Below are 25168 nucleotides of genomic sequence, written 5' to 3' on the forward strand. Positions count from 1 at the left end.
CGGACATGGCGCGTTCCAACCGCAAGACGGCGATGACCGCAGCGGCCGTGGCGCTGACCATGCTGGGGCTGGGTTTCGCCTCGGTGCCGCTGTACCGCATCTTCTGCGAGGCGACCGGCTATGACGGGACGACCCGCCGGGTGGACGAGGCGCAGGCTGCCACCGTGCAGGACAGCGGGCGCACCATCTCCATCCGGTTCGACGCCAATGTCGAACGCGGCATGCCCTGGCAGTTCAAGCCGCTGCAGCGCACCGATACCGTATCTATCGGCGTGCGCGACATGGCGCTGTTCTGGGCCAAGAACACCTCGGACAAGACGGTGACCGGGACTGCCAGCTTCAACGTCGAGCCGGAACAGGCGGCGCGCTACTTCAACAAGATCCAGTGCTTCTGCTTCACCCAGCAGACCTTGAAGCCCGGTGAGGAGGCGCGCATGCCGGTGATTTATTACATCGATCCGGCGATCCTCACGGACCCGGACAACAAGGATGTGCAGCAGATCACCTTGAGCTACACATTTCATGTAAACGCGATCAGCGCCGCTGATGCAAAGGCACTGGACCCGCAACAATCAGGCGGTTAAGGCCTTGGCGGGAGCCGTCTGCCTGAGAACAGCCCTGGGGCAGCGGGCGGCACGACAAGATCGGATGAACGGGGACGAAGGCAGCATGGCAGGGACCAAGAACCACGATTACCACATCCTTCCACCGGACATCGCGCCGCTGGCGACGACTTTGGGCGCCTTCACTTTCACGACCGGCATGGTGCTGTTCATGCACAAGATGCCAGGCGGCGCGTTCGTGCCCTGGCTCGGCATGGCGCTGCTGCTCGCCTCGATGTTCATGTGGTTTTCGAAGATCGTCAACGAAGGCCATGCCGGCGATCACACTCCGGTCGTGCAATTGCACCAGCGCTACGGCATGATCCTGTTCATCGCCTCCGAGGTGATGTTCTTCGTCGGCTGGTTCTGGGCATTCTTCGATTTCTCGCTGTTCCCCTCCAAGCTGGCCGAAGTGGTTGGCGGGCAGTGGCCGCCCAAGGCGATCGAAGCGGTCATGGACCCGTTCGCCCTGCCGCTGCTCAACACCCTGATCCTGCTGTGTTCGGGCACTACCGTCACCTGGGCACACCATTCGCTGATCCATGGCGACCGTGATGGCCTGAAGAAGGGCCTGTGGGCCACGATCCTGCTGGGCGTGTTCTTCTCGTTCATCCAGGGGTATGAGTATCTGCACGCCCCGTTCGGCTTTGGCGGCAACACCTATGGCTCGGCCTTCTACATGGCCACGGGCTTCCACGGGTTCCACGTCATCGTCGGCACCATCATGCTGATCGTGTGCCTGGTGCGCGCGTATAAGGGTGATTTCACGCCGCGCCAGCACTTCGGCTTCGAAGCTGCGGCATGGTACTGGCACTTCGTTGACGTGGTGTGGCTGTTCCTGTTCGTCTCGGTCTACGTTTGGGGCGGCTGGGGCTATGCCACGCACTGATGACGGATAGCGATCCGTCTCCATCAAAAGGGCAGCCGGGCACCGCTTCGGCTGCCCTTTTGGGTTGTTGCCCGCGGTGCGGTGAACGTACGCTGTTTTCTAGCCTCGTCACCTTCTCGCAGCGCTGCCGTGCCTGCGACCTGGATTTCGAACGGTTCAACGTGGGTGATGGCCCGGCCGCCTTCCTGACGCTGATCATCGGCACGCTGGTGGCGGTTATGGCGATCTGGCTGCACTTGTCCTTGGCGCCGCCGTGGTGGGTGCACGTGATCTTGTGGGTGCCGCTGTCGCTGGGGCTGACGCTGGCGGGACTGCGCGTTACCAAGGCATGGCTGCTGGGCATCGAATACCGCCGCAAGGCCGGCGAAAGCCGCTTCAAGGACCAATGATGCGCCGCATTCCGATACTGCCGAGCGTGCTGGTGCTGGTGGCCGTGGCGATCATGGTGTCGCTGGGCGTGTGGCAGCTGCACCGCCTGGATGAGAAGGAAGCGCTGCTGGCGCATTTCGCCGCCGCCCGGGTCAACCCGGCTCCGGTGGCGTGGAGCGCTGCGGGCGTTAGCAACGATCTGTTGTATCGCCGCGCCACATTGACGTGCGCCAAGGTCACCGCGCGCAGCAGCATGGCCGGGCGCAACGCCAGCGATCAGCCCGGCGTTGCGCAAACCGCGCAGTGCCTGATCGACGGCGGGGGCAAGGCGCTGGTAGTGCTGGGCTGGTCGGTCAACCCGCTGACGAAAGTGGACTGGAATGGCGGCGTGGTCACCGGCACGATCGCGCCGGGTCCGCGCCTGGTGGCCGATCCGCCGCTGGGTGGCCTGGCTGCAAACGCGCTGCCGGACCCTTCCGAGATCCCGAACAACCATTTTTCCTACGCGATCCAGTGGTTCCTGTTCGCGATAACAGCAGTGGTGATCTACGTGATCGCGCTGCGAAAGCGCCGCTAAAGCAAGTCCGCGATGGCGCCGCAGGGCGCACGGGGCTTTTCATTTGCTGCGCTGATCGCTAACCGCGCATTCGACATGGACTATATCAGCACCCGCGGCAGCGCACCGGCGCTCGACTTCGAAGGCGCGACGCTTGCCGGCCTCGCGTCCGACGGCGGCCTTTACGTTCCGCGTGAATGGCCACGCTTTAGCGCGGACGAGATCGCCGCGATGGCCGGGCTGCCGTACGCCGATTTGGCGGCACGGGTGATGGCGCCGTTCGTGAAAGGCAGCCTTACCGATGAGCGCCTGCTGGAACTCACCCGTCAGGCTTACGGGCGCTTCTCGCATGAAGCGGTCACGCCGCTCAAGCAACTGGACGCGCAGCAGTGGCTGCTCGAACTGTTCCACGGCCCCACGCTGGCGTTCAAGGACGTGGCGCTGCAATTGCTGGGCCTGTTGTTCGAGGAATTTCTGGGCCGGTCGGGCGGCAACCTCACCATCGTGGGCGCGACCTCTGGCGATACCGGATCCGCAGCGATCGATGCGGTGGCCGGGCGTGCCAAGGTCGACATTTTCATGCTCCATCCCAAGGGCCGGGTGTCGGACGTGCAGCGCCGGCAGATGACCACGGTGCTGGCCCCGAACGTCCACAACCTGGCCCTTGAACACGCCAGCTTCGATGATGCGCAGGCGATCGTGAAGCGCATGTTCAACGATGGCGCGATGACCGGTCGCTACGCGATCGGCGCGGTCAATTCGATCAACTGGGCGCGGCTGATGGCGCAAGTGGTCTATTACTTCGCTGCCGGCCTCCAGCTTGGCGCGCCGCATCGCAAGGTGGCGTTTTCAGTGCCCACCGGCAATTTCGGCGACGTGTTCGCCGGCTACGTCGCGGCACAGATGGGGCTGCCCATCGAACGGCTGATCGTGGCGACCAACGTGAATGACATCCTGCACCGCGCGCTGGCGCAGGGCGATTATTCGCAAGGCACCGTGACGCCTACCGCCGCGCCGTCGATGGACATCCAGGTCTCGTCCAACTTCGAGCGGCTGCTGTTCGACCTGGGCGGCCGCGACGGGCTGGCGCTGGCCGCGCAGATGGCCGGGTTCGAGACGACCCGCGCGATGCAGTTGACCAATGCGCAGCGTGAAGGCGCGGCGGCCCTGTTCACCTCGTCGCGCACCGACGCGGACGACATGGCATCGACGATCCGCTGGGCGTGGGAGCGCTGCGGCGAGCTTATCGATCCGCATACCGCGTGCGGCCTGTTCGCGGCGCGCACCTGTGGCATCGACCCGGCGATTCCGGTCGTCACCCTGGCGACCGCGCACCCCGCCAAGTTCCCCGAAGCGGTCGAACGGGCGACCGGCCAGCGGCCGGTCCTGCCGACACGCGTGGGTGACTTGTTCGAGCGTGAGGAAAAGTACGAAACGCTGGCCGGCGAATACGACGCGGTCGCCGCGTTCGTTGCTGCGCACGCCAGCCCGCGGGCCTGATGGCTCAGCTTGCCACCCAGCCGCTGATCCTGGCGGGCGAAGGCTGGGCCGATTACGGCCTCGTTGATTCGGGGCAGGGGCGCAAGCTGGAGCGCTACGGCGCCTATCGGTTCATCCGCCCCGAACCGCAGGCGATGTGGAGCCCGCGCCTTGCGACATGGGATGCACACGGCGAATTCGTGCCCGGCTCGGACGAGGACGGCGGCGGTCGCTGGCAGTTCGACAAGCCGGTGCCGCGCGATGGCTGGCCGCTGGCGTGGAACGAGGTGGCCTTCACCGCGCAATGCACGCCGTTCCGGCACTTGGCCTTCTTCCCGGACATGGCGCCGGTGTGGGATTGGATGCGCGGGATGCTGGCCGGGCGCAGCGATGCCAGCACGCTCAACCTGTTCGGCTATACCGGCGTTGGCACCCTGGCGCTTTCGGCGCATGGGCCGGTCACCCACGTCGATGCCTCCAAGAAGTCGGTCGCCCAGGCGCGGGAGAATGCGGCGCTGGCTGGGCTGGAAAGCCGCCCGGTGCGCTGGATGATCGACGATGCGGCCAAGTTCACCGCGCGCGAGGTCCGCCGCGAAAAGCGCTACGACGGCATCATCCTCGATCCGCCCAAGTTCGGGCGCGGACCTACGGGTGAAACCTGGCGGCTGGAGGAAGATCTGCCCGGCCTGCTGGCGGATTGCCGCCGGCTGCTGGACGCCGACAGCCGGTTCCTGTTCCTCACGGTCTATGCCGTGCGCATGTCCTCGCTGGCGCTGGCCGGGCTGATGGACGAGTTGTTCGCCAACCTGCCCGGCACGATCGAACACGGCGACCTTGCGGTGCGCGATGATGCCGCCGCCCGGCTGTTGCCCACCGCGATATTCGCGCGCTGGTCCAATCCGGAGTAAACGCGCGCCATGGCCGATTCGCTAATCCTGGAAGTCGCCGATTTCGAGCATGATGTCCTCACCGGCATCTACTCGGAAGAGACCGGAAAGCCGCAGCCCTTGCGCTTCACGATCAGCGTGCAGTTGCGTCCCGCAGAGCATTATGCGCCGGACACCCCGCTGTCGGCCAGCAAGAACTACATGGACCTGAAGTTCGCAGCATCCGAAGGCTTGCCGCCCGGCGTGCATTTCAAGCTGATCGAAGCGGTGGGCGAGCATGTGTGCGAAACGCTGTTCCTGCAGGACGAGCGGGTGGAAGCGGTAACCGTCAAGATCGTCAAGCTGGCGCTGACCGAAGCGAACGAGCGCATCGGCATGACCTTGACCCGCCATCGCCGGTGAGAACGGCGGCGTGAACGAACTGCTGCATCTTGGGCCGCTGTCTGACGATGCGCTCGACGCTGCGGCCGATTTTCACGCCCGGCTGCTGCCCGCCATCGAAGCGACAATGCGGGGCGGGGTCGATTCGCTGACGCTGGTGTTTCTTCCGGCGGCTGCAGATCACCGGGGCTGGCGGCTGGCGATGGTGCAGGGGCTGGCCCGGCATTTCGCGCCGTCGCGGGTGAACGCGCTGGAAAGCGACGATCCGGCGGCGATTGCCGCCGCGAAGACGTGGCTTGACGGTGCGGGCGGCATAACGGGTCAATTACTACCGCTCAATGGAACCGGCGCGGTTTGAGTGGTATGTCTAATGTGATGACGACACCGCACCCTTTGGTCGACCAGTTCCAGCGCCGGATCACGTACCTGCGCCTTTCCGTGACCGACCGGTGCGACTTGCGCTGCAGCTACTGCATGCCCGAACGCATGACGTTTCTGCCGCGGAAGGACGTGCTGACGCTGGACGAGATGCACGATCTCGCGCTCGGCTTCATCGCGCGCGGCATCACCCGCATCCGGCTGACCGGCGGAGAGCCGCTGGTACGGCGCGACATGATCGACCTGGTGCGCGCTCTCGGTCGCCGGATTGATGCCGCCGACGGGCATGGCCGGCTGGAGGAATTGACCCTTACCACCAACGGCACCCGCCTTGCGGAATTTTCCGAAGACTTGCGCAGTGCCGGGGTGAGGCGGATCAACGTGTCGCTCGATACGCTCGATCGCGCCAGGTTTGCCGCGCTGACCCGGCGCGATTCGCTGCCGCAGGTGCTGGAAGGTCTGGCGGCGGCCAAGGCAGCGGGCCTCAAGGTGAAGCTCAACACCGTTGCGCTCAAGGGCATCAACGAGGCGGAGATTGCCGACATCGTAGCATGGGCGCATGGGCAAGGCTTCGAAGCGACCCTGATCGAAGTCATGCCGCTCGGCGAGGTGGATGAGGATCGCTTCGACCATTACCTGCCCCTTTCTGTCGTGCAGGACGATCTGGCGCGCCGCTGGACGCTGGCGCCCAGCGATCATCGCACCGGCGGCCCCGCGCGCTATTGGGATGTCGTACAGACCGGCGGGCGGCTTGGCCTTATCACCCCGCTCACTAACAATTTCTGCGAAGGCTGCAACCGCATCCGGGTTACCGCCACTGGCCAACTTTACGCCTGCCTTGGCGGCACCGAGCAGGTGGACTTGCGCGCCGCCTTGCGCTCTGACGATCCGCAGGCGGCCCTGTCGGCGGGGCTGGATACCGCGATGCGGATCAAGCCCGCTCGCCACAACTTCGCCATCGACCGACGCGGAAACGCGCCTGCCTTGCCGCGTCACATGTCGATGACGGGGGGCTGAGTGGCAGCGAGGCTGGTGTTCCTGGGTCGGCTGGAGGAGTTGGCCGGTTGCCCGTTCGCAGACGTAGCCTTTGGCGCTCCGCTGCACTGGGCGGACGTGCTGGCTTGGCTGGGTGACGACCAAGCGCCCGAACTGCCCGCACTTGTCAACAGCGACAAGGTCCGGCTCGCGCTGAACGGCATGATGGTGACGGACAAGGCGAGCCTGACGGTGGTGGATGGCGACGAACTGGCGTTCCTGCCCCCGGTTTCCGGTGGCTGACCTGCTGGACGTGCGCTTGTGCACCGCGCCGTTCGATCCGGCGCTGGAACTGCGCAACTTTACGCGCGCTTTGCCGCAGGCGGGCGGGATCGTCAGTTTCCTTGGGCAAGTGCGTGCGGGCGACGGCGTGGAGGCACTGGACCTGCGGCATTACGCGCCATTGACGTTGCCGGCGATGAGGACGCTTGCCGGGCAGGTGCGCGGACGCTGGGCGCTGGACGGACTGCTGATTATCCATCGCAGCGGCGAGATGGTGCCGGGCGATCCCATCGTGCTGGTCGCCGCAGCGGCCCGCCATCGCCGCGATGCGTTCGCTGCGGCGGATTTCGCGATGGATCACCTCAAAAGCGAATCCTGGTTCTGGAAGCGCGAGAAGGTGGCCGGCCAATGGCGCTGGATTGAACCGCGCATGCAGGACTTCGAAGATATCGCCCGCTGGCGCTGAGCGCGCCGATCAGCTTTTCAGGCGCACGGATAAGCCGGCGATGGTTTCGTCCTGGCTGGAGACGATCGCTGAGACTTGCGTGCGGGCGTCAGCGATCGCCTTGACGCTGGGCGATTCCTGCGCCGGCGCCGCATCACGCGCATCGGCGTATAGCGTGTCGAGTTCGGCCAGCGCCGCCATCGCAGACGAACGGCTGTTTTCCAGCTGAGCCAGCGCGATGCTGGCCGCACTCCAACTGTCCGAGCCTAGTGCGCCCGCGCTTGCCACGGCCCGCGTCGCCGCGCCGCGATCGGTGTTGAACCGCCGGTCGGCGTCCTGCGCAGTTTTCACCAGGCCCGCCAGGCGCGTGACGAGATCGGCGCTGGCAGGGGGCAGGGTGATGGGGGGCACGCCATCGCCGGGTGCGGCCTGGGCAGAGCCGTTTTGCCGCTCCACGTCGCGAATGCCGAGCGAGGGATAGCGCCCGGTGGTGGAGCAGGCGGCGATGCCAAGCGGCAGCACGAGCGTGAGGATGCGTAACGTCGCTGAGGTCATGGGCGGTTCATAGCATGGGACCGGCGGAGCGGGAGAGCCTTTCGCTGCTCTCAAGTCCTTGGTTGACACGAATCGGGGCTTACATTAACGGCTCGCTCTCTTTCCGGGCACCTCACGGTAGTGGGGCGGTCGGCGCGTCGCCCGCTAGGCTTGGCTGTTCAGGGAAATTTCGGTTTCTTTGGACGAGAGCGCCGGGGCAAGGTTTGTTTCGGCTCGTTTCGGGCACACATAGAGATTAGGTAAGGGCACCATGTTCGCAGTTGTGCGCACGGGCGGCAAGCAATATCGGGTTGCCGCCGGAGACAAGATCGCGGTTGAGAAGCTGGCTGGTGAAGCCGGTGACAAGATCACCCTGGGCGACATTTTGCTCGCCGGCAACGATGGCCAGGTCGCCGATGTCGCGAACGTGACTGTCGCGGCCGAGATCATCGCCCAGGCGAAGAGCGAAAAGGTCGTGGTGTTCAAGAAGCGCCGCCGCCATAACTATCGTCGCAAGAACGGCCACCGCCAGCAGCTCACGCTGCTGCGCATCGTGTCCGTCGGCTGACCCCAAGATTTCGGAGTAACCAGCAATGGCACATAAGAAAGCAGGCGGTTCATCGCGTAACGGTCGCGATTCCGCAGGTCGCCGTCTCGGCGTGAAGAAGTTCGGCGGTCAGGAAGTGATCGGCGGCAACATCATCATCCGCCAGCGCGGCACCCGGGTGTACCCTGGCGTGAACGTCGGCCTTGGCAAGGACCACACGCTGTTCGCCCTGACGGAAGGCCGCGTGCGCTTCCATGACGGCAAGCAGGGTCGCAAGTACGTGTCGGTAGACGCGGTGGCGATGGCCGCCGAATAATCGGATGGTCGTGTATCGGGCCATCCTGACGGGTGGCCCCGCCGGTTCTTCTTGAAGGCCGGCAGAACGAGGGAGAGGGCCCCGCCCGTCTCCCTCTTTTCGTATCTCCCTCTCATACCGCCCGGGGGCGCTGATGCCTCCGGATTTGTGCGATTACGTATCGTGACACGAGCGTAATTGCTTTGTCACGCCCGCCTGTTACCGGCGCGGCGGGGGACGGAGAGACGAACATGTTCATACGCAGCGAAAGGTTGTTCCTGCGCCCCGCCTGGCCCGAAGATGCGGCCGACCTGGTGGCGCTGATCGACGAGCCCATCGCCCGTAATCTTGCGACAGTGCCGTGGCCCTATACGATCGAGGATGCGCGCGCGTTCGTCGATCTGCCGCGCCTGTCGCTGTTTCCGCGCTTTCTGGTGACGCTGCCCGCCGCAGGCGGCGCTGCCATTGCCGGCGTGTGCGGCCTGTCGCCCCGCGATGGCGAGGCAAACCTGGGCTATTGGATCGCCAGGCAGCACTGGGGCAATGGCTACGCCACCGAAGCCGCACGCACCGTCCTCGCCCTGGCGCGCGCGCTTGGCCATCGTCGCGTCGTGGCGAGCCACCAGATCGACAATTCGGCTTCCGCGCGGGTGCTGGACAAGATCGGGTTTCGTGGCACTGGGCGCATCGTCGAACACTTCAGCCAGGGGCGGGGGCACATGGTGCGCGTGCGCGAGTGCGAGGTGCGCTTCGAAGCGCCTGCCGACTGCGATGGTGACAATATGATGCGCCGTCAGGCAGCCTGACCGGGCGTCAGCGGGCCAACCGGCATTTGTCCTTATACTTGTGGCCACAAGCGGTTAACCCACGCCTGCAACGGTCTGGCATCGCTGGCCGGAGCCTGGATTCGCAAACTTCGTGCATTGCAGCCCGCTTGGGCGCATGATGCGAATCGTGGGCATAAGACGACGGAGAGCCGTGGCATGTTCGTCCGCACGGAGAGATTGTTCCTGAGACCGGGCTGGCCCGAAGACCTTGACGAGCTTGTCGAGGCTTTGGGTTGCGATGTGCGACACAACGCCGGTGTGGCGTTACCGCCGACGCGCCTCGATGCCATGCGTCTTTACCTTGACGCGCCGCGCGAGCCTTGTCTGCCGCGCCTTTTGATGTATCTGCGCGCGCCGTGCAGGCCAAAGCTGGTGGGCGGCATCGGCCTTGCCCGTAATCAGGGTGAGATCGAGATCAGCTACTGGATTACCGAGCAGCACCGTGGGCGCGGGTTTGTCGGCGAGGCGCTGCGGGCGGTGGTCGGCCAGGCGCGCACCCTCGGCTATCCGCGGGTGGTCACCAACGACTTTGCCGAACAGGTCGCTTCGCGAGAGGCACTGGAAAGCGCCGGCTTTCGCGATACCGGCAAGCTGCGTGTCGTGCGCGAAGCAGGCCGTGCGATACAGCGGGCTGCCCGGATCTACGTTGCCGATCTGGCGGGCAGTGCGCAGCGCCCAGCTACATGGGCTTGATCTGACCTGATGGTCAGGCGGTGAGGTTCAGCCAGGCCGGGGCATATTCAGGCGCGATGTCCTCCACTCGTAAGTGATCCACCGCCAAGCCCAACTGCGGATATGCCGCGCGGCGGCGCTTTTCGTCGGACTGGGCAAGCGGCACCACGATGAGGCGCCGGTTGACCTTGGCGCGCCAGTTCATCCGCGCGGTATTTTCCTGGCCCACGTAGCATCCCTTGGTGAAGCTTACCCCGTTCAACTCGGCGGCATTGCATTCCAGCCACAGCGTCTCGCCGTCACCCAGTTCGCCGCGACCTTCCGGAACGCCGTGCGCAAGCCGGTGCGCCAGCCACGCGGCGTCGGCGCCGGGCGCCTGATCGTCGGGGTTTTCGTTCTCCACTGGCGCGATCCACCGCTCCCCAAGCGCATGCAAGCGCGGGTCCGGCGCGGCGCCGTCGCCCACATGGGAGCGCCAGTGGACGGCCAAGTGCTCGTCCCGCGCGATGTCGATCGCTTTGCGTAGCCGGTACATCGAGAGCCGCTTCACCAGCGCATCGGCGGCCTGCGCCTCGCAATCCAGCAGCAGGCCGTCGCCGGCGGGCCAGACGATGAAATCGAACAGGGCCTTGCCTTGCGGGCTGAGCAGACCTGCCCATGCCGGCAGTGTGCCGGTAACGTCCGCGGTGACGAGACCTTGCAGGAACTCGGCGACATTTTCCCCTGATTCGGGGCGCGGGGAGAGGCGCACTACGGCGCGATCGAACAGGCGGCTGGCAGTCATCTGCCCTAACTGGGGCTTGCGAACACGATTGGCAACGCGCGGTGTGCGCTTGCGCGTGTTCGACTATTCCAAACCAAAGGATCGAATTTATTGTGATGGGCCGATCGTGTTTGAGCCGGTATCGCAGGGTTGCCGACGGCGTGATCGCGCTTATCTCGCGGTTTTACGCCTTCCCGAGCAGACAAGGATCTTTTTTGATGACCGAACGCAACGCCCATCCCAAGATCGAGCGCCTCATCGTCGAGCGCTGGAGCCCGCGCGCATTCGATGGCAGCGAAATTTCGCAGGACGACCTGGACGTGATCCTGGAAGCCGCCGGCTGGGCGCCCTCCGCTTACAACATCCAGCCATGGACGTTCCTGTATGCGCGCAAGGGCGACGCAAACTGGGATCTGTTCCTGTCGCAGCTGGTGGACTTCAACCAGGGCTGGGCCAAGAACGCCTCGGCGCTGGTCTATGTGGTGTCAGACAAGTTCGCACGGTCGGACAAGGGTAATTCGGAAAATCACAGCCACAGCTTCGATGCCGGTGCGGCGTGGGTGCTGGGCGCCTTGCAGGCGCAGGCGCTGGGCTATCACACGCATGGCATGACCGGCATCAAGTTCGGTGAAGCCGAAGCGGCGCTGGGCATTCCCGACGATCATCGCCTGGAAGCGGCCTTTGCGATCGGTCGGCAGGGCGACAAGGCTTCGCTGCCCGATTTCCTGCAGGAGAAGGAAGCGCCCAGCGGACGCAAGCCGCTGGCCGAAATCGCCAAGGCCGGCAAGTTCGCCTGACCTCCCTGCCTCAAAGCGCCCGGCCTTTCACGCAAGGGTCGGGCGCGATGAGGTCCATAGCTGGCCCGCCTCGAAATGGCCGCAGTTGTCGGGCCTGATCGGCAATCAGGCTGCTGCGAGGTGCCATGCCGATTGCCGAACCACCCGTGATCGCCGCCTTTCAGGACCTTGCCGCTTTCGATTTGAAGCCGGCGACCGCGTCCGGTGGGATGGACTTGCGGGCCATCAAGCCGCGCTGCGCGCCTGCCGCCGGCGGCGAGATCGTGGTTTGTGCCCCGGACCCGGAAAAAGAGCGGCTGCGCGCGCTGCCCGATACGTTCGTGGCTGACGAGGCGCTGCCGCGCGCCCGCCGCGATCTGGGCGGCGGCGCGGATATCGGCGTTCGCCTGGACCAGCAGCGCCTGGGCGGAGTGCAGAGCAACCGGGTGATGGTGGACCTCAACTTCAAGTTCTGAAACCCCTGCGGTGCCGGGACAGGGTGCGATAACCGCGCTCGCGTGGCCGGCTTGCCTTGAAAGGGCGCGGTGCGGGGGCTAGGTCGTTGGCATCGTCCTGCAAGCCGCCAGAAAGGCCATCACCATGAGCGCACCTGCACCCGAACTGGTCCTGTCCGGCGGCACCGTCCATACGCCCAATGGTCCGGTGGTGGCCGATGTCGCGGTGCGCGATGGCAGGATCGTCGGCGTCGGATCATACCCGGACGCGGCGCGGCGGATCGATTGCACCGGGCTGGATGTGCTGCCCGGCGTGATCGACAGCCAGGTTCATTTTCGCGAGCCGGGGCTTGAGCACAAGGAAGACCTGGAAAGCGGCAGCCGCGCGGCGGTGCTGGGCGGGATCACGGCGGTGTTCGAAATGCCCAACACCAACCCCAACACTGACACCGAAGCGCGAGTGCATGACAAGCTGGCACGCGCGCATCACCGCATGCACTGCGACCATGCGTTCTATGTGGGCGCGACGGCGGACAACGCGGTGGAGCTTGCCGAGCTGGAACGCATCCCCGGAACTGCGGGGGTAAAGATTTTCATGGGGGCATCCACCGGCAGCCTGCTGGTGGCGGAGGACGACCAACTGGCCCGCGTGCTGGCGCATGGCCGTCGCCGCGTGGCGATCCATGCCGAGGACGAGGCACGGATGAACGCGCGCAAGGATTTCCGGGTGGAGGGCGATCCGTCCAGCCATCCCGTCTGGCGCGACGATGAAAGCGCGATGCTGGCCACCCGGCGGATACTGCGCCTGGCGCGTGAGGCGCGCCGGCCGATCCACATCCTGCACATCACCACCCCGGCCGAACTGGAGGTGATCGCCCAGCACCGCGATGTGGCGACCTGCGAAGTCACGCCCCAGCACCTGACGCTTGCCGCCGAGGAAGCCTATCCCCGGATCGGGACGTTCGCGCAGATGAACCCGCCGATCCGTTCGGGCGCCCACCGCGACGGGCTGTGGCACTGGTTGCGCCAGGGCGTGCCCGATGTTCTGGGCTCCGACCATGCGCCGCATACGCTGGAGGAAAAGTCCAAGACCTATCCCGCCAGCCCTTCAGGCATGCCCGGCGTGCAGACGCTGCTGCCGCTCATGCTAGACCATGTGGCCAAGGGCCGCCTTACGCTGGAGCGGCTGATCGACATGACCTCGGGCGGCGTGCAGCGGGTGTTCGGGCTGGTCGGCAAGGGGCGCATCGCCGCCGGATACGACGCCGATTTCACTGTGGTGGATCGCAAAGGCCGTTTTACCGTGACGCAGGACTGGCTGGAAAGCCGCTGCGGATGGTCACCGTTCACCGGCATGGAGCTGGAAGGCCGCGTGGTCGGCACGATCATTCGCGGCCATTCGGCAATGTGGGAAGGACAGCTGGCCGATCAGGCGGTGGGTGAACCGCTGCGTTTTGCGGGCGCCATGTAAGCGCAATTCGTCGCACCCAAGCTCGGTTCGTCGCAAATGTGAATTCTGACACCCGCGTTGCGGGCTGTTCATAATAACTCCTCTAAATATGAATGCGTAGAGCGGATCGACTCGGATGGCCGGTTCGCACAGCATCAGAGGAGACATTCGATGAACGTATTCTTGAAGGCCTCGGCCATCGCCGCCGCAGCTGCCACCCTCGCTGCTGCCGCGCCTGCCATGGCGTATCCCGGGTATGACAATGGCTTCGTCGCGCCGGGCCAGCAGACCTACGAGCATGGCCGCGACCGCTATCGCTACTCGAACGAAGATTACCGTCGCGGCTACGGCAACGACTATCGCAACGATCGTTACCAGCGCAGCGCCTATCGCCAGAATTCGTGGCGCGGCAATGATGGCCGGTATTACTGCCGCCGCAGCAACGGCACCACGGGCCTGCTGGTCGGCGGTGCGGCGGGCGCCCTGCTGGGCCGGGGCATCGATGGCGGGCGTGACCGCACCGTCGGTACCCTGATCGGCGGCGTGGCCGGTGCGCTGCTGGGCCGCGAAGTGGATCGTGGCGGGTCCAGCTGCCGCTAATCCCGACCTTTCACTGACAGCTTTCCCCGTGCGTACGGCGACGTACGGGGGAACCGTTCGGCTGCCATAGCGGCCGGGCGGGAGGGCGTCCGCATTCGTGCGGGCGCCCTCATTCATGCGTGGTAACCGCTTGCCTGCCGGCCTTCCCGAAATGGGACGCGGGGCAGATGTGGCTGGCACAGCGGGCAATTTTGCCGTCTCTGCGTCGTTATCGACATGCCGGCCCGGATACGCTGCAGACCGGTTACCCGAAGGATGATGCCCGATGAACACCGCCGCCCGCCTCGCCATCGTTGGCCTATCCGCGTCGCTGCTGCTGGCGGGGTGCAATTCGGGCAAGAAGCAGCCGGTGGCGGGCGAAACCGATCCCGCGCTGGCCGGCGCGATGGGGGACCAGATGATGGTGGACCCGCAGATGGCCGGGGAAAAGGGCGCCGCCGTAGCGGCGAACGGTAGCCGGATCACGGTGCCCGCGCAGGATCGCACCCCCGAGGCGATCGCGGCGGCCCGGAAGCAGGCCGTGCAGATGGCTGGCGGCGCGATCAAGCCGGTCCCCGCGGCTGTCCAAGGCGGCGCCGCACCCTTGGCGCAAGGCGCAGCTACGGCGGCGCAAGTGGCCGGTCAGGCGAAAATCGCCAAGACCGACTGCTCGGCCAAAGTGCAGTATTCCAACACCTGGGCGGCGAAGCTGCCTGCCGAACTGCCGGTCTATCCGCGCGGCGCGGTGCAGGAAGCCGCCGGGATCGACGGGCAGGGCTGCGATCTGCGCGTGGTCAGCTATGCAACGCCGGTCACCGTGGATGACGTGATCGGCTTTTACTACACCAGGGCCGCTACCGCCGGATACGGCGCGGAGCACCGCGTGGATGGCGGCGATCACGTGCTGGGTGGCCGCAAGGGCAGCAAGGCGTACGTGGTGTATGCCCGCAAGGCCAAGGACGGGCTGACCGAGGTGGACCTCGTCACCAGCGGCAAGTGAGCCCCCTGGCGCCCGGTTGCTTGCGGCGCCCGGCTATTTGAGGCCTACACCGATAACCGCGCGCGGCTGCTCCATTTCGCCCGAGGCGACCGGGTAGGCGCAATAATCCGCCGCGTAAAAACCGGTGGGGCGATGATTGCCCGAGAGGCCGACGCCGCCCATCGGTGCTGCGTGGCTGGGGCCGATGGTGGGTCGGTTCCAGTTGAGGATGCCCGCGCGCACGTTGGCCCAGAATCGGTTGTATTCCTGCGGCGTGCCGCCCACCAGCGAAGCTGCCAGGCCGTAGCGCGTGGCATTGGCCTGGGCGATCGCCTCGTCGAAATCGGAAACGCGGATCACCTGCAGGATCGGGCCGAACAGTTCCACGTCCGGCCGCTGGGCCATTGCCGTCACGTCGATGATCGCGGGCGACAGGAAGGGTAGCGCTTCGTCGGCGCGGACCAGATGCTTGATCGCCTTGCCGCCGTTGCTGAGCAGGTACACGAAGCTTTCGGTCAGCCCGTCTGCCGCCCGGTTGTGGATCACCGGGCCCATGAAGGGCGCGGGTTCGTCGAACGGGCCGCCGCACACCAGCCGCTCGGTCAGCGCCTTAACTTCGCCCAGGATCGCATCGTACATGCTGTCCTTAACGATCAGCCGGCGCGCGGCGGTGCATCGCTGCCCGGCGGTGGCGAAGGCGGACTGGACGATGATCGCAGCCGCGTCCGTCAGCTTGGGCGTATCCCACACCACCATCGCATTGTTGCCGCCCATCTCCAGCGCGACGAGCCGGTCCGGCCGGCCGGCAAGGCGGCGGTTGATGGCGATGCCGTTCGTGGCCGATCCGGTGAACAGTACCCCGTCGATCCCCTCATGCCCTACCAGCGCCGCGCCTGTATCCGGGCCACCGGGAGCGCATTGCATGATTGCGGCGGAAATCCCCGCGCGGTGAAAGCACCGGGCCAGCATTTCGCCGCTGGCGGGCGCATGCTCGCTGGGCTTGAAGATCACCGCGTTGCCGGCGATCAGCGCAGGCACGATATGTGCGTTGGGCAAGTGGGCGGGATAATTGAACGGCCCCAGCACCACGATCACGCCATGTGGCTTGTGGCGCACCGCCATCACCCCCTGCAGCGCCGAATCGAGCTTTCGCTGGGCCGTGCGCTCGGCATAGGAGCGGATCGACACTTCCACCTTGGCGATCACGCTGTCCACTTCGGCGCGCGCTTCCCACAAGGGCTTGCCCACTTCGCGGGCGATAGTGGCGGCCAGCTTGTCCGCGTCCTTGCGCACTTCGTTGGCGAAACGGCGCAGCAGTTCCATGCGGGTGGACAGCGGCTGCGCGGCCCACGCGGGCCAGGCCCGGCGCGCGCGCTCCACCGCCTCGTCCACGTCCGCCGCTTCGCCGCGCCACATTTCGGCGCCGGTCGCGGGTTCGTAGGAGATCAGTTCGCGCGCGCGCACGGCTCTGCCCGGTTCCCCCAGCGGGGTTGATGGCGCCTTGCCGATGACTGCAGCGTCCATTGCGGTTGGAATTCCATTAGCAGTTGCACTTGGATATCGGGTCATCATGCCACAGGTAATCCTACCGGCGTCCTAACGTTCCGGTAGATACCGCCGGTCAGGCTGTTGGCGCAGGGCCAAGCTGCGCGCCCAGCGCGCGGATATCGGCCACTTTGGACAGCAGCGCGGTCCAGTCGTCATGCTGGTCGATCGCGGCCCAGATCCGCTCCACCTCCTCGATCAGCAGGCTGGGCGGGGCAGGCTGCTGCCAGAACGGATCGTCCAGGCTGGCGGTGGGAGCATGGCTGGCGAGCAGCGCGGCGAACGGTCCGTCGCCCGCGTTGCGGCCTGTGCGATGATCGAAAAAGAACTGGTCGGGCGATGCGCCGCTATCCGCCATCGCCTGCTGCGCGGCTTGGGTAAGGGCAAGGTCTGCCTCCGGCCCGCGCGATGCCACGCCCAGCCGCCAGGCAAACCGCGGGCTCATCGCCTGCTGATACAGCGGCGCGAACCGGTCGAGCGCGGCGACCAGCGGCGCGGTCTCGGTCAGCGTCCGCAAGGTGCTGGCAAGCTGACTGCAGTTCCACAGCAGCGCTTCGGGCTGACGACCGAACGCATAAAGCCCCGAATGATCGAAGTAGGCGGCGGTGAAGGCCATGTCCCAGCGGGGCAGCCAGCGCCACGGACCGTAGTCGAAGCTCTCGCCCGAAATGTTCATGTTATCGGTGTTGAGCACGCCGTGGACAAAGCCTGCCACCGTCCACGATGCCGCCAGCACTGCAAGGCGTTCCACCACCTGGTGCAGCAGGATCACCGCCGGCTCATCCCGCCCCGGAGCGTCGACGGGGGGCGGGGGGCCGGGGAAGGTATCGAGGCAATAGCCGACCAGCGCCTCCAGATGGTCCTTTTCCTCAAGCGCGTAGAGCCGCTGGAACGTGCCGATGCGGATGTGCCCGTGCGACAGGCGCACCAACACTGCCGAGCGGGTGGGGGAGGGCTCGTCCCCGCGCCACAGCTCCTCGCCGGTCTCAATCACGGAGAAGGTCTTGCTGGTGTTTACGCCCAGCGCTTCGAGCATTTCCGTCGCCAGGATTTCGCGCACCGCGCCTTTCAGGGTCAGTCGCCCGTCACCGCTGCGGCTCCACGGCGTTTGCCCTGATCCCTTGGTGCCAAGGTCCAGCAGCCGCCCGTTCCCATCGCGCAGCTGGGCGAACAGAAACCCCCGGCCATCGCCCAGGTCCGGGTTGTAGGTGCGGAACTGATGGCCGTGATAGCGCAGCGCCAGCGGGCCGGGCAGGTTACCGGGGAGTGGCTGAAACCGCCCGAAATGCGACGTCCATTGCGCATCGTCCAGCTCGCCCAGCCCTACGGCGCGCGCCCAGCGATCGTTTCGCCAGCGTAGATCGGTGCACGGAAAGGGCGCCGCCTCCACCGGATCGCCGATCCAGTCCGCAATGGTGGCGATGCGCGGGTCGGGCGTGTAGGGGGCGGCTTGCGGTTCACTGGACATCAGGCGATAGTGGGCACCGCGATGCCGCCAATCAAGCTGCGGCGTTTTTCAGGTTAGCAAGGACGCCATCACGGCATGCAGGTTTTCGAAGATCGTTTCTGGTCCAGCCGTGATGGCCTGAAGCTGCACTTTCGCGATTATCCGGGCGGAACAGATACCGGCGCAACGGGCAGCAACGCGCTGCCGGTGCTGTGCCTGCACGGGCTGACGCGCAACGCCCGCGATTTCGAGACGCTGGCCGAGCGGCTGTCGGCGGCGGGGCGGCGGGTGCTCTGCCCGGACCTGCGCGGACGGGGCGACAGCGAATACGCGCGCGATTCGGCCACGTATGCGCCGCCGCAGTATGTCGAGGATGTGCTGGCACTGATCGAGCAGGAGACGCTTGACCGCTTCGTGATCGTCGGCACGTCGCTGGGCGGGTTGATGGCGATGGGCATGGCCGCGGCGATGCCGGGCCGGATCGCCGGCATGGTCCTGAATGATGTGGGCCCGGTGCTGGAGCGTGTCGGGCTGGCGCGGATCAAGGATTACGTTGGGCAGGGCCGCACGTTTCCCACCTGGGTTCATGCCGCGCGCGGTCTGGAACAGTCGCAAGGCACGGCGCACCCCGGGCAGCCGCTTGATTTCTGGATCGGCATGGCAAAGCGGGTGATGACGGTGGCGGGAAACGGGCGGATCGTGTTCGATTACGACATGAAGATCGCAGAGCCGCTGCTGGCGATGGATCCCGATGCGCAACTGGATATCTGGCCGGTGTGGCAGGCGCTGGATGCCGTGCCCGTGACGGTGCTGCGCGGTGCATTGTCGGATCTGCTGTCGCAGGAAACGCTGGCCGAAATGCTAAGGCGTAATCCGTCGGCTGAGGGTGTCGTCATTCCCGGCGTGGGCCATGCGCCGACGCTTGATGAACCCGAATCGATTGCGGCGGTGGACCGGCTGCTGGAACGCGCCGCCTGAATGACGCGGTTTCTGCACCTGCATTCCAGCTTCGCTGCCGGCGGCAAGGAACTGCGCGCGGCGCGGTTGATAAACGTGTTCGGTCCTGCCATCGCCCATAGGGTCGTTTCGGCACAGCCCGGCGCATATGGCGCGATGATGGCGCTCGATCCGAGTACCGACGTGAATATCGCCAGCGATTTTCCGTCGCTGCAGGGACGGCCTTGGCCGGCGCGGCTGTGGCGCATCGCCAAGGCCATGAAGCCTTTCGATCTGGTGCTGACCTATAACTGGGGCGCGATGGATGCGGTGCTGGCGCATCGCCTGTTCGGCGCGGCATTGCGCCTGCCGCCGCTGGTGCATCACGAGGATGGCTTCAACGAGGACGAGGCCGCAGGGCTGAAACCCGCGCGCAACCTGTTTCGCCGCGTGGCGCTGGGCGGGGCGCATGCGCTGGTCGTGCCGTCTCAGCGGCTGGCCCGGATTGCGCGGGAAGACTGGGCGCAGCCGCCGCGGCGCGTCCGGCTGATCATCAACGGCATCGCCACGCGGGCCTATCGCGATCCGCCGCCCGCCGACGCTATCCCTGGCCTTCATAAGCATGCCGGCGACAAGTGGGTGGGCACGCTGGCCGGGCTACGCGCGGTCAAGAACCTGCCCCGGCTGGTGCGCGCTTTCGCATCGCTGCCGGCGGACTGGCATCTGGTGATCCTGGGCGAAGGGCCTGAGCGCGCCAGCATTCGAGCCGAGGCCGAGGCGCATGGCATTGGTCTGCGGGTGCATCTGCCGGGCTTCGTGCCTGACCCGTCGCGCGCGGTGGGCCTGTTCGATATGTTCGCGCTGTCGTCCGATAGCGAGCAGTTTCCGATCTCGGTGATCGAGGCGATGGCGGCAGGTCTGGCGGTGGCCGCGCCCGCCGTAGGTGATGTGGCGGACATGGTGGCGGGCCCCAATCGGCCCTACATCGTGCCAGCGGGGGACGAAGCCGCGCTGGCGGACGCACTGCGCGAACTGGCCCAGGACCCTGCCCTGCGCGCCCGGATCGGAGCGGCGAACAGGACCTTTGCAGACGCGCAATATGATGAAAATACAATGATTTGTGCCTACCGCGAGGTGTATGGGCAGGCCATGGGCAGGGCCACGCTTGGCTGAGCGGCTGTGTTCAGCCATGCTTAACGGCGGGGCCTTCACCGATCATCCCCGTTGAAAAGCCCCCACCATCCGCTAAACAGCCCGCAACCGTCCCGATTTTCCGCTAGAAAGCGTCCAACTTGGCTTTGCCTCCCACCTCCAAATCTTCTCCTCCGTCACCGCTCGCAGCGCGCAATGCCGCGCAGCAGGATGTTTTCCTGCGCGAGGTGGACGAGGCCGTGCGCCAGGATCAGCTCGAAGGCTTCATGAGCCGGTACGGCAAACCGATTCTTGCGGTTATCGTGGTGGCGCTGCTGGCGTTCGCTGCATGGATCTACTGGGATCACCGCCAGACCAAGCAGCGCGAAGAAAGGTCGGAAGCCTACACGCAGGCGCTGGACAGCCTGCAGACCGACAATCTGGACGCCGCCAAGGCCAAGCTGACGCCGATCGTCGCCGTCGATGCGTCGGACGCCACGGCAACGTCGGCGCGGCTGCTGCTGGCCGGCATCGCGCTGCGGCAGGACCGCAAGGCCGACGCCCTGAAGCTGTACGCCCAGGTAGCCGGCGATACCAAGGCCCCGCAGGCACAGCGCGATCTGGCGCTGGTGCGCCAGGTTGCGGCCGATTTTGATGCGATGAAGCCGCAGGACGTCATCGACCGCCTGAAGGCGCTGGCCGTTCCCGGCAACCCGTGGTTCGGGCCTGCCGGCGAACTGGTGGGCATGGCCTACCTCAAGCAGGGCCGCAACGATCAGGCCGGGCCGCTGTTTGCGGCGATCGCCAAGGACGAAGGCGTGGACGATGGCCTGCGCAGCCGCGCTCGCCAGCTCGCCGCCGTGCTCGGCGTGGATGCGGTGGACGATGTGGTCGATGACAAGGGCCAGCCTTTCGGCAAGCCCGTCGTCAAGCTGGTGCCTGCTACCCCGCCGGCCCAACAATGACCCGCGGCAGTGAAGCGTGCACAACAATGAATATGGCGACCGATCAATCGCTGGTGAGGACATTCGCATGACATCCGGCTCGACCAATTCGCCGCGCAATCGCGCCCATGCCCGCAAAGTCGTGCCGCTTATCGCGCTGGCGCTGTTGGCAGGACTATCGGGGTGCAAGGTGTTCGGCGGCAAGGGTGGTCCCAAAACCCCGACCGTGGGTGATCGCGTGCCGATCCTCTCGCGCATCGAAAACGGCGCCAAGGTTGACCCGACACTGGGCGCGGTCTCCGTGATCCTGCCACCCGCCGAAGTGAACGCCACGTGGGCGCAGGGCGGCAACACCGCCAACAAGGCCTACGGGCATCTGGCGCTGGCCGACAATCCCACCCGCGCGTGGAGCGTGGACATCGCCGGTTCCACCAACCGCAGGCGCCTGGCCGCGGCGCCAGTCATCGGTGGCGGCAAGCTGTTCGTGATGGACACCAGCGGCGTCGTTCACGCGTTCGATGCGCAAACCGGCGCGCCGGTGTGGACCAAGAACTTCACGGTATCCGGCGAGCATGAAAACTCGGTGTTCGGCGGCGGCGTCACGTTCGATGGCGATAATGTGTACGTCACCACCGGCCTTGGCGAAGTGGCCGCGCTGAAGGCGGCGGACGGCACCAAGATCTGGACCAAGAAGCCCGCCGGCCCCCTGCGTGGATCGCCGACGCTGGGCTTCAACCAGGTCTTCGTGATGACGCAGGACAACCAGATCGTAGCGATGAACGCTGCCGATGGCGCCACGATCTGGCAGGAGTCCGCCTCGCTTACCCAGTCCGGCGTGTTCGGCGTCGCCAGTCCCGCCCTTGGGCAGGGCACGGTGATCGCCGGGTTCTCATCGGGCGAACTGGTTGCCTACCGCTACGAAAACGGCCGGCAGGTGTGGTCGGACGCGCTGTCGCGCACGTCGATCTCCACCGAAGTGGGCAGCATCACTGACGTGGACGCCGATCCGATCATTGATCGCGGCCGCGTCTATGCGCTGGGTCAGGGCGGACGCATGGCCGCGTACGAACTGATCACCGGCCAGCGCATCTGGGAACTGAACCTGGCCGGGATTTCCACCCCCACCGTGGTGGGTGACTGGGTGTTCACGCTGGACGATCACGCGCAAGCGCTCGCGATCGCGCGCGCTACCGGCAAGGTCCGGTGGCTGACCGAACTGGGGCGCTACAAGAACGAGAAGAAGCGCAAGAACCCGATCTTCTGGGTCGGCCCGGTGCTGGCCGGCAACAAGCTGTGGATCGCCAATTCGCGCGGCCTGGTCGCCACGATCGATCCGGGCACCGGCGTGATGACGCCGTTCACCGAACTCAAGTCGTCCGTGTCGCTGGCCCCGGTGGTCGCCAACCAGACGCTCTATATCCTCGACGATTCGGGCCGCATCACCGCGTATCGCTGACACCGCGCCTGCATGTGCCATGCCTTCGCCGGCTTTTAACCAATTGCGGTTAGGCCGGCGGGCATGAACGCCATCAGCACCCCCAAGCCTGAGCCTGTGCCGAGCGACGTGTCGGCAGGCGTGGGCCTTGCCGGCCTGGCCGCGCTGATCGCCTGGCTGCTGGTCTGCCGCAACTGGGCGGGCCTTGCGCAGGTCCTGGACCTGCCCGGCCCGCGCGCGCCGATGAGCGGTCCTTACGCTGCGCTCGCTACGGTGGCGTTCACCGGCCTGGCGATGACCGTGTGGTCCCTGCTGGTCGACAAGGTGCATCGCCGTGCGTCAACCGGGATAGACTGGGCGCGGCTCCGGCCACTGAGCGAAACCGCCGAGATTTCCATCACCAAGATCACTGGTCTGTGGGCGACGTGGGCGGCGATCGCCTGCTTCTATTGCCTGTGCCGGTGGTACTGGGACGGGCAATACGTTTTTGCGATGCAGGTGCTGGGCGTGGCGGCGGTGCCGCTGTTCGTGCTGTCGGTGCCGTACGTGCTGTGGCTGGACCGGGTGCTGGTGGCCCCGCGCGACGCGGCCTGGCACATGGGTGCCTGGCTGACCGGCGGCGCGGGATGGGACGGGCACGAGGTCAAAAAGCACTGGCGGGCCTGGGCGATCAAGGGCTTTTTCGGCGCGTTCATGATCTCGATCCTGCCGGGCGGTTTCGCCCATATCGTGGAGGCGGATTTCAGCGCGATGGCCCACAGCCCGGTGGATCTGGGCACGATGCTGATCGAAGGGCTGTTCCTGATCGACGTGCAGATCGGCACGGTGGGCTACCTCTTCACTTTCCGCCCGCTCGACGCGCATATCCGCAGCGGCAACCCGCTGCTGGCGGGCTGGGTGGCGGCGCTGCTGTGCTACCCGCCGTTCGTGTGGGGCACGATGGGCCGGGCCGACGTGCTGGGTTACGAGGTGGCGACAGGCGGCTGGGCCCACTGGATGGCCCGTTACGACGCGCTGGCGTGGGGGTGGGCCGCGTTGCTGGTGGCGCTCACCGCCGTCTACGCCTGGGCCACGTTCGCCTTCGGGCTGCGGTTTTCCAACCTCACCTATCGCGGGGTGCTGACCAACGGCCCTTACCGCTTCACGCGGCATCCCGCCTACTTGTCCAAGAACCTGTTCTGGTGGGCCTCCACCCTGCCGTTTCTGGTGACCAACGGGTCCCTGCTGGACGCAGCGCGCAACACCGTGCTGCTGGGGGTGGTCAGCGGCATATACTATTGGCGCGCCCGCACGGAAGAAGCGCATCTGCTGGCCGAAGACCCCAAGTATCGCGCTTATCATGCCTGGATGGGCGAACATGCCTGGATCACGCGCACGCTCAGCCGTGTCGGCGCCAGGCCAAGGCCTAGGCAGCAGCCTTAACGCGGTTAGCCTTGCGACGAGCGGGCGGAGCGCCGGCCTCGTTTCACCGCGTAAAGCCGCGTATCCGCTTCGCGCAGTAGGCCATCAAGATCCTTGGTGCTATCGCTGGAGATCACCGTGCCGACGCTGGTGCTGATCTGCACGGCTTCGCCATCGATCTGAAACGGCTGGTCGATCGCCGCCGCGATCCGGCGGGCCAGCAGGTCCGCTTCCTCGGTGCGGCCAAGGCCGAGCTGGACGATGCCGAACTCGTCTCCGCCCAGGCGCGCCACGATGTCGCCGCTGCGCACCGCACCGCGCAGGCGGTCCGCCACGGCTGCCAGCAGTTCGTCCCCGGCGGCATGGCCGAACTGGTCGTTCACCGGCTTGAACCCGTCCAGATCGAGATAATGCACCGCGATCACGCTGCCCGTGCCGAACAGGGCGGCGTTTTCCTCGAAGTATTCCTGCAAGGCGAGCCGGTTGGGCAGCGCGGTCAGCCCGTCGCGTCGCGCCAGGGACACTGACGCCATGCGCATCCCGATCTCTGCGCTGGCGGTGCGGTACAGTTGCATGACGGTTTGCGACCCCCCTGCCAGGAACGCACAGGCGATCAGGCTCATCCCGATGTGCATCGCCTCCAGGCTGATCGCAGAGGCCAGGATGGCGGGACCGATGGCCATCACCATGCTGGGAATGGCGATGCGCGGGCGTCGGCCCGTCCCGGTGGCGGCGCCCGCGCAATACCCCGTGAGCACGCCGATCGTCATCATCTGGGCAGGAGGGTCCGGCAGCAGGAACAGCAACCCGCCGAACAGACCCAGGAGCGCCGCATAACAGTAGTACGGCCACGCGAAGGCCAGTTCCAACTGCTGGGCCTGCGGGCGATCCAGCACCGCCGTCATCGCATGGTCCCGCAGGCGCAGGCACAGCACCACCCGCACGATACAAGCCAGCACCATCAGCGCGCCGAGTGCCCAGACCACCACGCTGCCGGCACTCTCGCCCACGAGGGCGACATACACCGCGGTGATCGCCAGCATGATCTGCGAAGGAAGCACGTTGACGTAAAGGCTGCGAACCAGTTCGACGTAGACTTTATCAGCCAGTGCTTCGGGTTGTGACATAGAGACCTGCAGCTAGGTGTATCTGCTTGGGTTTACACAAAACTGGTTAACAAGCGAGTATTTGCAAATTTCGTGCTTTTTT

The 25168-nt window shown here is 66.0% G+C and carries 30 protein-coding genes; 25 read left to right on the forward strand and 5 right to left on the reverse strand.

Annotation, left to right across the window (positions count from 1 at the left end; translation table 11 throughout):
- Window positions 1–5: 5 nt before the first annotated feature.
- The 11 genes from ASE49_RS12360 (at window position 6) to ASE49_RS12410 (ending at window position 7264) form a co-directional block, all read left to right on the forward strand.
- Complete coding sequence (locus tag ASE49_RS12360; protein ID WP_056772820.1) at window positions 6–584, forward strand: cytochrome c oxidase assembly protein; 579 nt, start codon at window positions 6–8, stop codon at window positions 582–584.
- A gap of 85 nt (window positions 585–669) precedes the next feature.
- The gene (locus ASE49_RS12365; protein ID WP_056773237.1) at window positions 670–1491 is read left to right on the forward strand and encodes a cytochrome c oxidase subunit 3; all 822 of its coding nucleotides are present in this window, start codon (window positions 670–672) and stop codon (window positions 1489–1491) included.
- Window positions 1491–1880 carry a DUF983 domain-containing protein gene (locus ASE49_RS12370; RefSeq protein ID WP_056772823.1) on the forward strand — a complete coding sequence of 130 codons (390 nt, stop codon included), beginning with the start codon at window positions 1491–1493 and terminating at the stop codon, window positions 1878–1880. The genes ASE49_RS12365 and ASE49_RS12370 overlap by 1 nt, the downstream gene beginning before the upstream one ends.
- Window positions 1880–2437 carry an SURF1 family protein gene (locus tag ASE49_RS12375; protein ID WP_056773240.1) on the forward strand — a complete coding sequence of 186 codons (558 nt, stop codon included), beginning with the start codon at window positions 1880–1882 and terminating at the stop codon, window positions 2435–2437. The genes ASE49_RS12370 and ASE49_RS12375 overlap by 1 nt, the downstream gene beginning before the upstream one ends.
- Before the next feature lie 75 nt (window positions 2438–2512).
- The gene (gene thrC / locus ASE49_RS12380) at window positions 2513–3916 is read left to right on the forward strand and encodes a threonine synthase (protein ID WP_056773243.1); all 1404 of its coding nucleotides are present in this window, start codon (window positions 2513–2515) and stop codon (window positions 3914–3916) included.
- Window positions 3916–4803 (forward strand): class I SAM-dependent methyltransferase, encoded by an 888-nt coding sequence (locus ASE49_RS12385; protein WP_056772826.1) that lies wholly within the window; start codon window positions 3916–3918, stop codon window positions 4801–4803. Before thrC ends, ASE49_RS12385 begins: the two co-directional genes overlap by 1 nt.
- A gap of 9 nt (window positions 4804–4812) precedes the next feature.
- The gene (locus ASE49_RS12390; protein WP_056772830.1) at window positions 4813–5184 is read left to right on the forward strand and encodes a dihydroneopterin aldolase; all 372 of its coding nucleotides are present in this window, start codon (window positions 4813–4815) and stop codon (window positions 5182–5184) included.
- 10 nt (window positions 5185–5194) lie between these two features.
- Window positions 5195–5521, forward strand: coding sequence for a Rossmann fold domain-containing protein (locus ASE49_RS12395; RefSeq protein WP_056772834.1), 327 nt, complete (start codon window positions 5195–5197; stop codon window positions 5519–5521).
- 17 nt (window positions 5522–5538) lie between these two features.
- Window positions 5539–6558 (forward strand): GTP 3',8-cyclase MoaA, encoded by a 1020-nt coding sequence (gene moaA, locus ASE49_RS12400; protein ID WP_056772838.1) that lies wholly within the window; start codon window positions 5539–5541, stop codon window positions 6556–6558.
- On the forward strand, window positions 6559–6819 hold the full coding sequence (locus tag ASE49_RS12405; protein WP_056772841.1) for a MoaD/ThiS family protein: 261 nt from the start codon (window positions 6559–6561) through the stop codon (window positions 6817–6819).
- Window position 6820: 1 nt separating this feature from the next.
- A complete protein-coding gene (locus ASE49_RS12410) occupies window positions 6821–7264 on the forward strand; it encodes a molybdenum cofactor biosynthesis protein MoaE (RefSeq protein WP_056773247.1) in 444 nt (147 codons plus the stop codon).
- Between the two features lie 9 nt (window positions 7265–7273).
- On the opposite strand, the gene ASE49_RS12415 is transcribed toward ASE49_RS12410, so the two are convergent.
- Window positions 7274–7798 (reverse strand): hypothetical protein, encoded by a 525-nt coding sequence (locus tag ASE49_RS12415; RefSeq protein WP_056772844.1) that lies wholly within the window; start codon window positions 7796–7798, stop codon window positions 7274–7276.
- 250 nt (window positions 7799–8048) lie between these two features.
- Here ASE49_RS12415 and rplU point away from each other — a divergent pair, with 250 nt between their 5' ends.
- The 4 genes from rplU to ASE49_RS12435 all read left to right on the forward strand — a co-directional run bounded on the left by rplU (window position 8049) and on the right by ASE49_RS12435 (window position 10139).
- Complete coding sequence (gene rplU / locus ASE49_RS12420) at window positions 8049–8345, forward strand: 50S ribosomal protein L21 (protein ID WP_056772847.1); 297 nt, start codon at window positions 8049–8051, stop codon at window positions 8343–8345.
- 25 nt (window positions 8346–8370) lie between these two features.
- Window positions 8371–8640, forward strand: coding sequence for a 50S ribosomal protein L27 (rpmA, locus tag ASE49_RS12425; RefSeq protein ID WP_056772851.1), 270 nt, complete (start codon window positions 8371–8373; stop codon window positions 8638–8640).
- A 230-nt stretch (window positions 8641–8870) separates the two neighbouring features.
- Window positions 8871–9425, forward strand: a complete 555-nt coding sequence (locus ASE49_RS12430) for a GNAT family N-acetyltransferase (RefSeq protein ID WP_056772854.1) — start codon at window positions 8871–8873, stop codon at window positions 9423–9425.
- 177 nt (window positions 9426–9602) lie between these two features.
- Window positions 9603–10139, forward strand: coding sequence for a GNAT family N-acetyltransferase (locus ASE49_RS12435; protein ID WP_056772856.1), 537 nt, complete (start codon window positions 9603–9605; stop codon window positions 10137–10139).
- 13 nt (window positions 10140–10152) lie between these two features.
- On the opposite strand, the gene ygfZ is transcribed toward ASE49_RS12435, so the two are convergent.
- Complete coding sequence (gene ygfZ, locus ASE49_RS12440) at window positions 10153–10902, reverse strand: CAF17-like 4Fe-4S cluster assembly/insertion protein YgfZ (protein WP_056772859.1); 750 nt, start codon at window positions 10900–10902, stop codon at window positions 10153–10155.
- A gap of 197 nt (window positions 10903–11099) precedes the next feature.
- Between ygfZ and ASE49_RS12445 the strand changes: the two genes are divergently transcribed.
- From ASE49_RS12445 to ASE49_RS12465, 5 genes are all read left to right on the forward strand, one after another.
- Entirely contained in the window at window positions 11100–11678 is a 579-nt protein-coding gene (locus ASE49_RS12445) for a nitroreductase family protein (protein ID WP_056772860.1), read from the forward strand.
- Window positions 11679–11803: 125 nt separating this feature from the next.
- On the forward strand, window positions 11804–12133 hold the full coding sequence (locus ASE49_RS12450) for a hypothetical protein (RefSeq protein WP_056772862.1): 330 nt from the start codon (window positions 11804–11806) through the stop codon (window positions 12131–12133).
- Between the two features lie 124 nt (window positions 12134–12257).
- Window positions 12258–13583 carry a dihydroorotase gene (locus ASE49_RS12455; RefSeq protein WP_056772864.1) on the forward strand — a complete coding sequence of 442 codons (1326 nt, stop codon included), beginning with the start codon at window positions 12258–12260 and terminating at the stop codon, window positions 13581–13583.
- A gap of 150 nt (window positions 13584–13733) precedes the next feature.
- Window positions 13734–14162, forward strand: coding sequence for a glycine zipper 2TM domain-containing protein (locus ASE49_RS12460; protein WP_056772866.1), 429 nt, complete (start codon window positions 13734–13736; stop codon window positions 14160–14162).
- 265 nt (window positions 14163–14427) lie between these two features.
- Window positions 14428–15141 carry a hypothetical protein gene (locus ASE49_RS12465; RefSeq protein ID WP_056772869.1) on the forward strand — a complete coding sequence of 238 codons (714 nt, stop codon included), beginning with the start codon at window positions 14428–14430 and terminating at the stop codon, window positions 15139–15141.
- A gap of 33 nt (window positions 15142–15174) precedes the next feature.
- Here ASE49_RS12465 and ASE49_RS12470 read toward each other — a convergent pair whose 3' ends face one another.
- Together ASE49_RS12470 and ASE49_RS12475 are read right to left on the reverse strand one after the other, a co-directional pair.
- Window positions 15175–16644: a succinylglutamate-semialdehyde dehydrogenase gene (locus ASE49_RS12470; protein ID WP_082456452.1), complete on the reverse strand. Its 1470-nt coding sequence runs from the start codon at window positions 16642–16644 to the stop codon at window positions 15175–15177.
- 97 nt (window positions 16645–16741) lie between these two features.
- Window positions 16742–18133, reverse strand: a complete 1392-nt coding sequence (locus ASE49_RS12475; RefSeq protein ID WP_056772873.1) for a protein adenylyltransferase SelO family protein — start codon at window positions 18131–18133, stop codon at window positions 16742–16744.
- Window positions 18134–18208: 75 nt separating this feature from the next.
- Here ASE49_RS12475 and ASE49_RS12480 point away from each other — a divergent pair, with 75 nt between their 5' ends.
- From ASE49_RS12480 to ASE49_RS12500, 5 genes are all read left to right on the forward strand, one after another.
- Complete coding sequence (locus tag ASE49_RS12480) at window positions 18209–19090, forward strand: alpha/beta fold hydrolase (RefSeq protein WP_056772875.1); 882 nt, start codon at window positions 18209–18211, stop codon at window positions 19088–19090.
- On the forward strand, window positions 19091–20221 hold the full coding sequence (locus ASE49_RS12485) for a glycosyltransferase (RefSeq protein ID WP_056772877.1): 1131 nt from the start codon (window positions 19091–19093) through the stop codon (window positions 20219–20221).
- A gap of 119 nt (window positions 20222–20340) precedes the next feature.
- Window positions 20341–21144 carry a tetratricopeptide repeat protein gene (locus ASE49_RS12490; RefSeq protein ID WP_056772879.1) on the forward strand — a complete coding sequence of 268 codons (804 nt, stop codon included), beginning with the start codon at window positions 20341–20343 and terminating at the stop codon, window positions 21142–21144.
- 67 nt (window positions 21145–21211) lie between these two features.
- Complete coding sequence (locus ASE49_RS12495) at window positions 21212–22579, forward strand: outer membrane protein assembly factor BamB family protein (protein WP_056772883.1); 1368 nt, start codon at window positions 21212–21214, stop codon at window positions 22577–22579.
- A gap of 63 nt (window positions 22580–22642) precedes the next feature.
- On the forward strand, window positions 22643–23980 hold the full coding sequence (locus ASE49_RS12500) for a methyltransferase family protein (RefSeq protein WP_056772886.1): 1338 nt from the start codon (window positions 22643–22645) through the stop codon (window positions 23978–23980).
- A 5-nt stretch (window positions 23981–23985) separates the two neighbouring features.
- Here ASE49_RS12500 and ASE49_RS12505 read toward each other — a convergent pair whose 3' ends face one another.
- Window positions 23986–25086, reverse strand: coding sequence for a GGDEF domain-containing protein (locus ASE49_RS12505; protein WP_056772888.1), 1101 nt, complete (start codon window positions 25084–25086; stop codon window positions 23986–23988).
- Between the last annotated feature and the right edge of the window lie 82 nt (window positions 25087–25168).

Origin of the sequence: Novosphingobium sp. Leaf2 (assembly GCF_001421325.1) — a bacterium.
In the GTDB taxonomy this organism is placed as follows: domain Bacteria; phylum Pseudomonadota; class Alphaproteobacteria; order Sphingomonadales; family Sphingomonadaceae; genus Novosphingobium.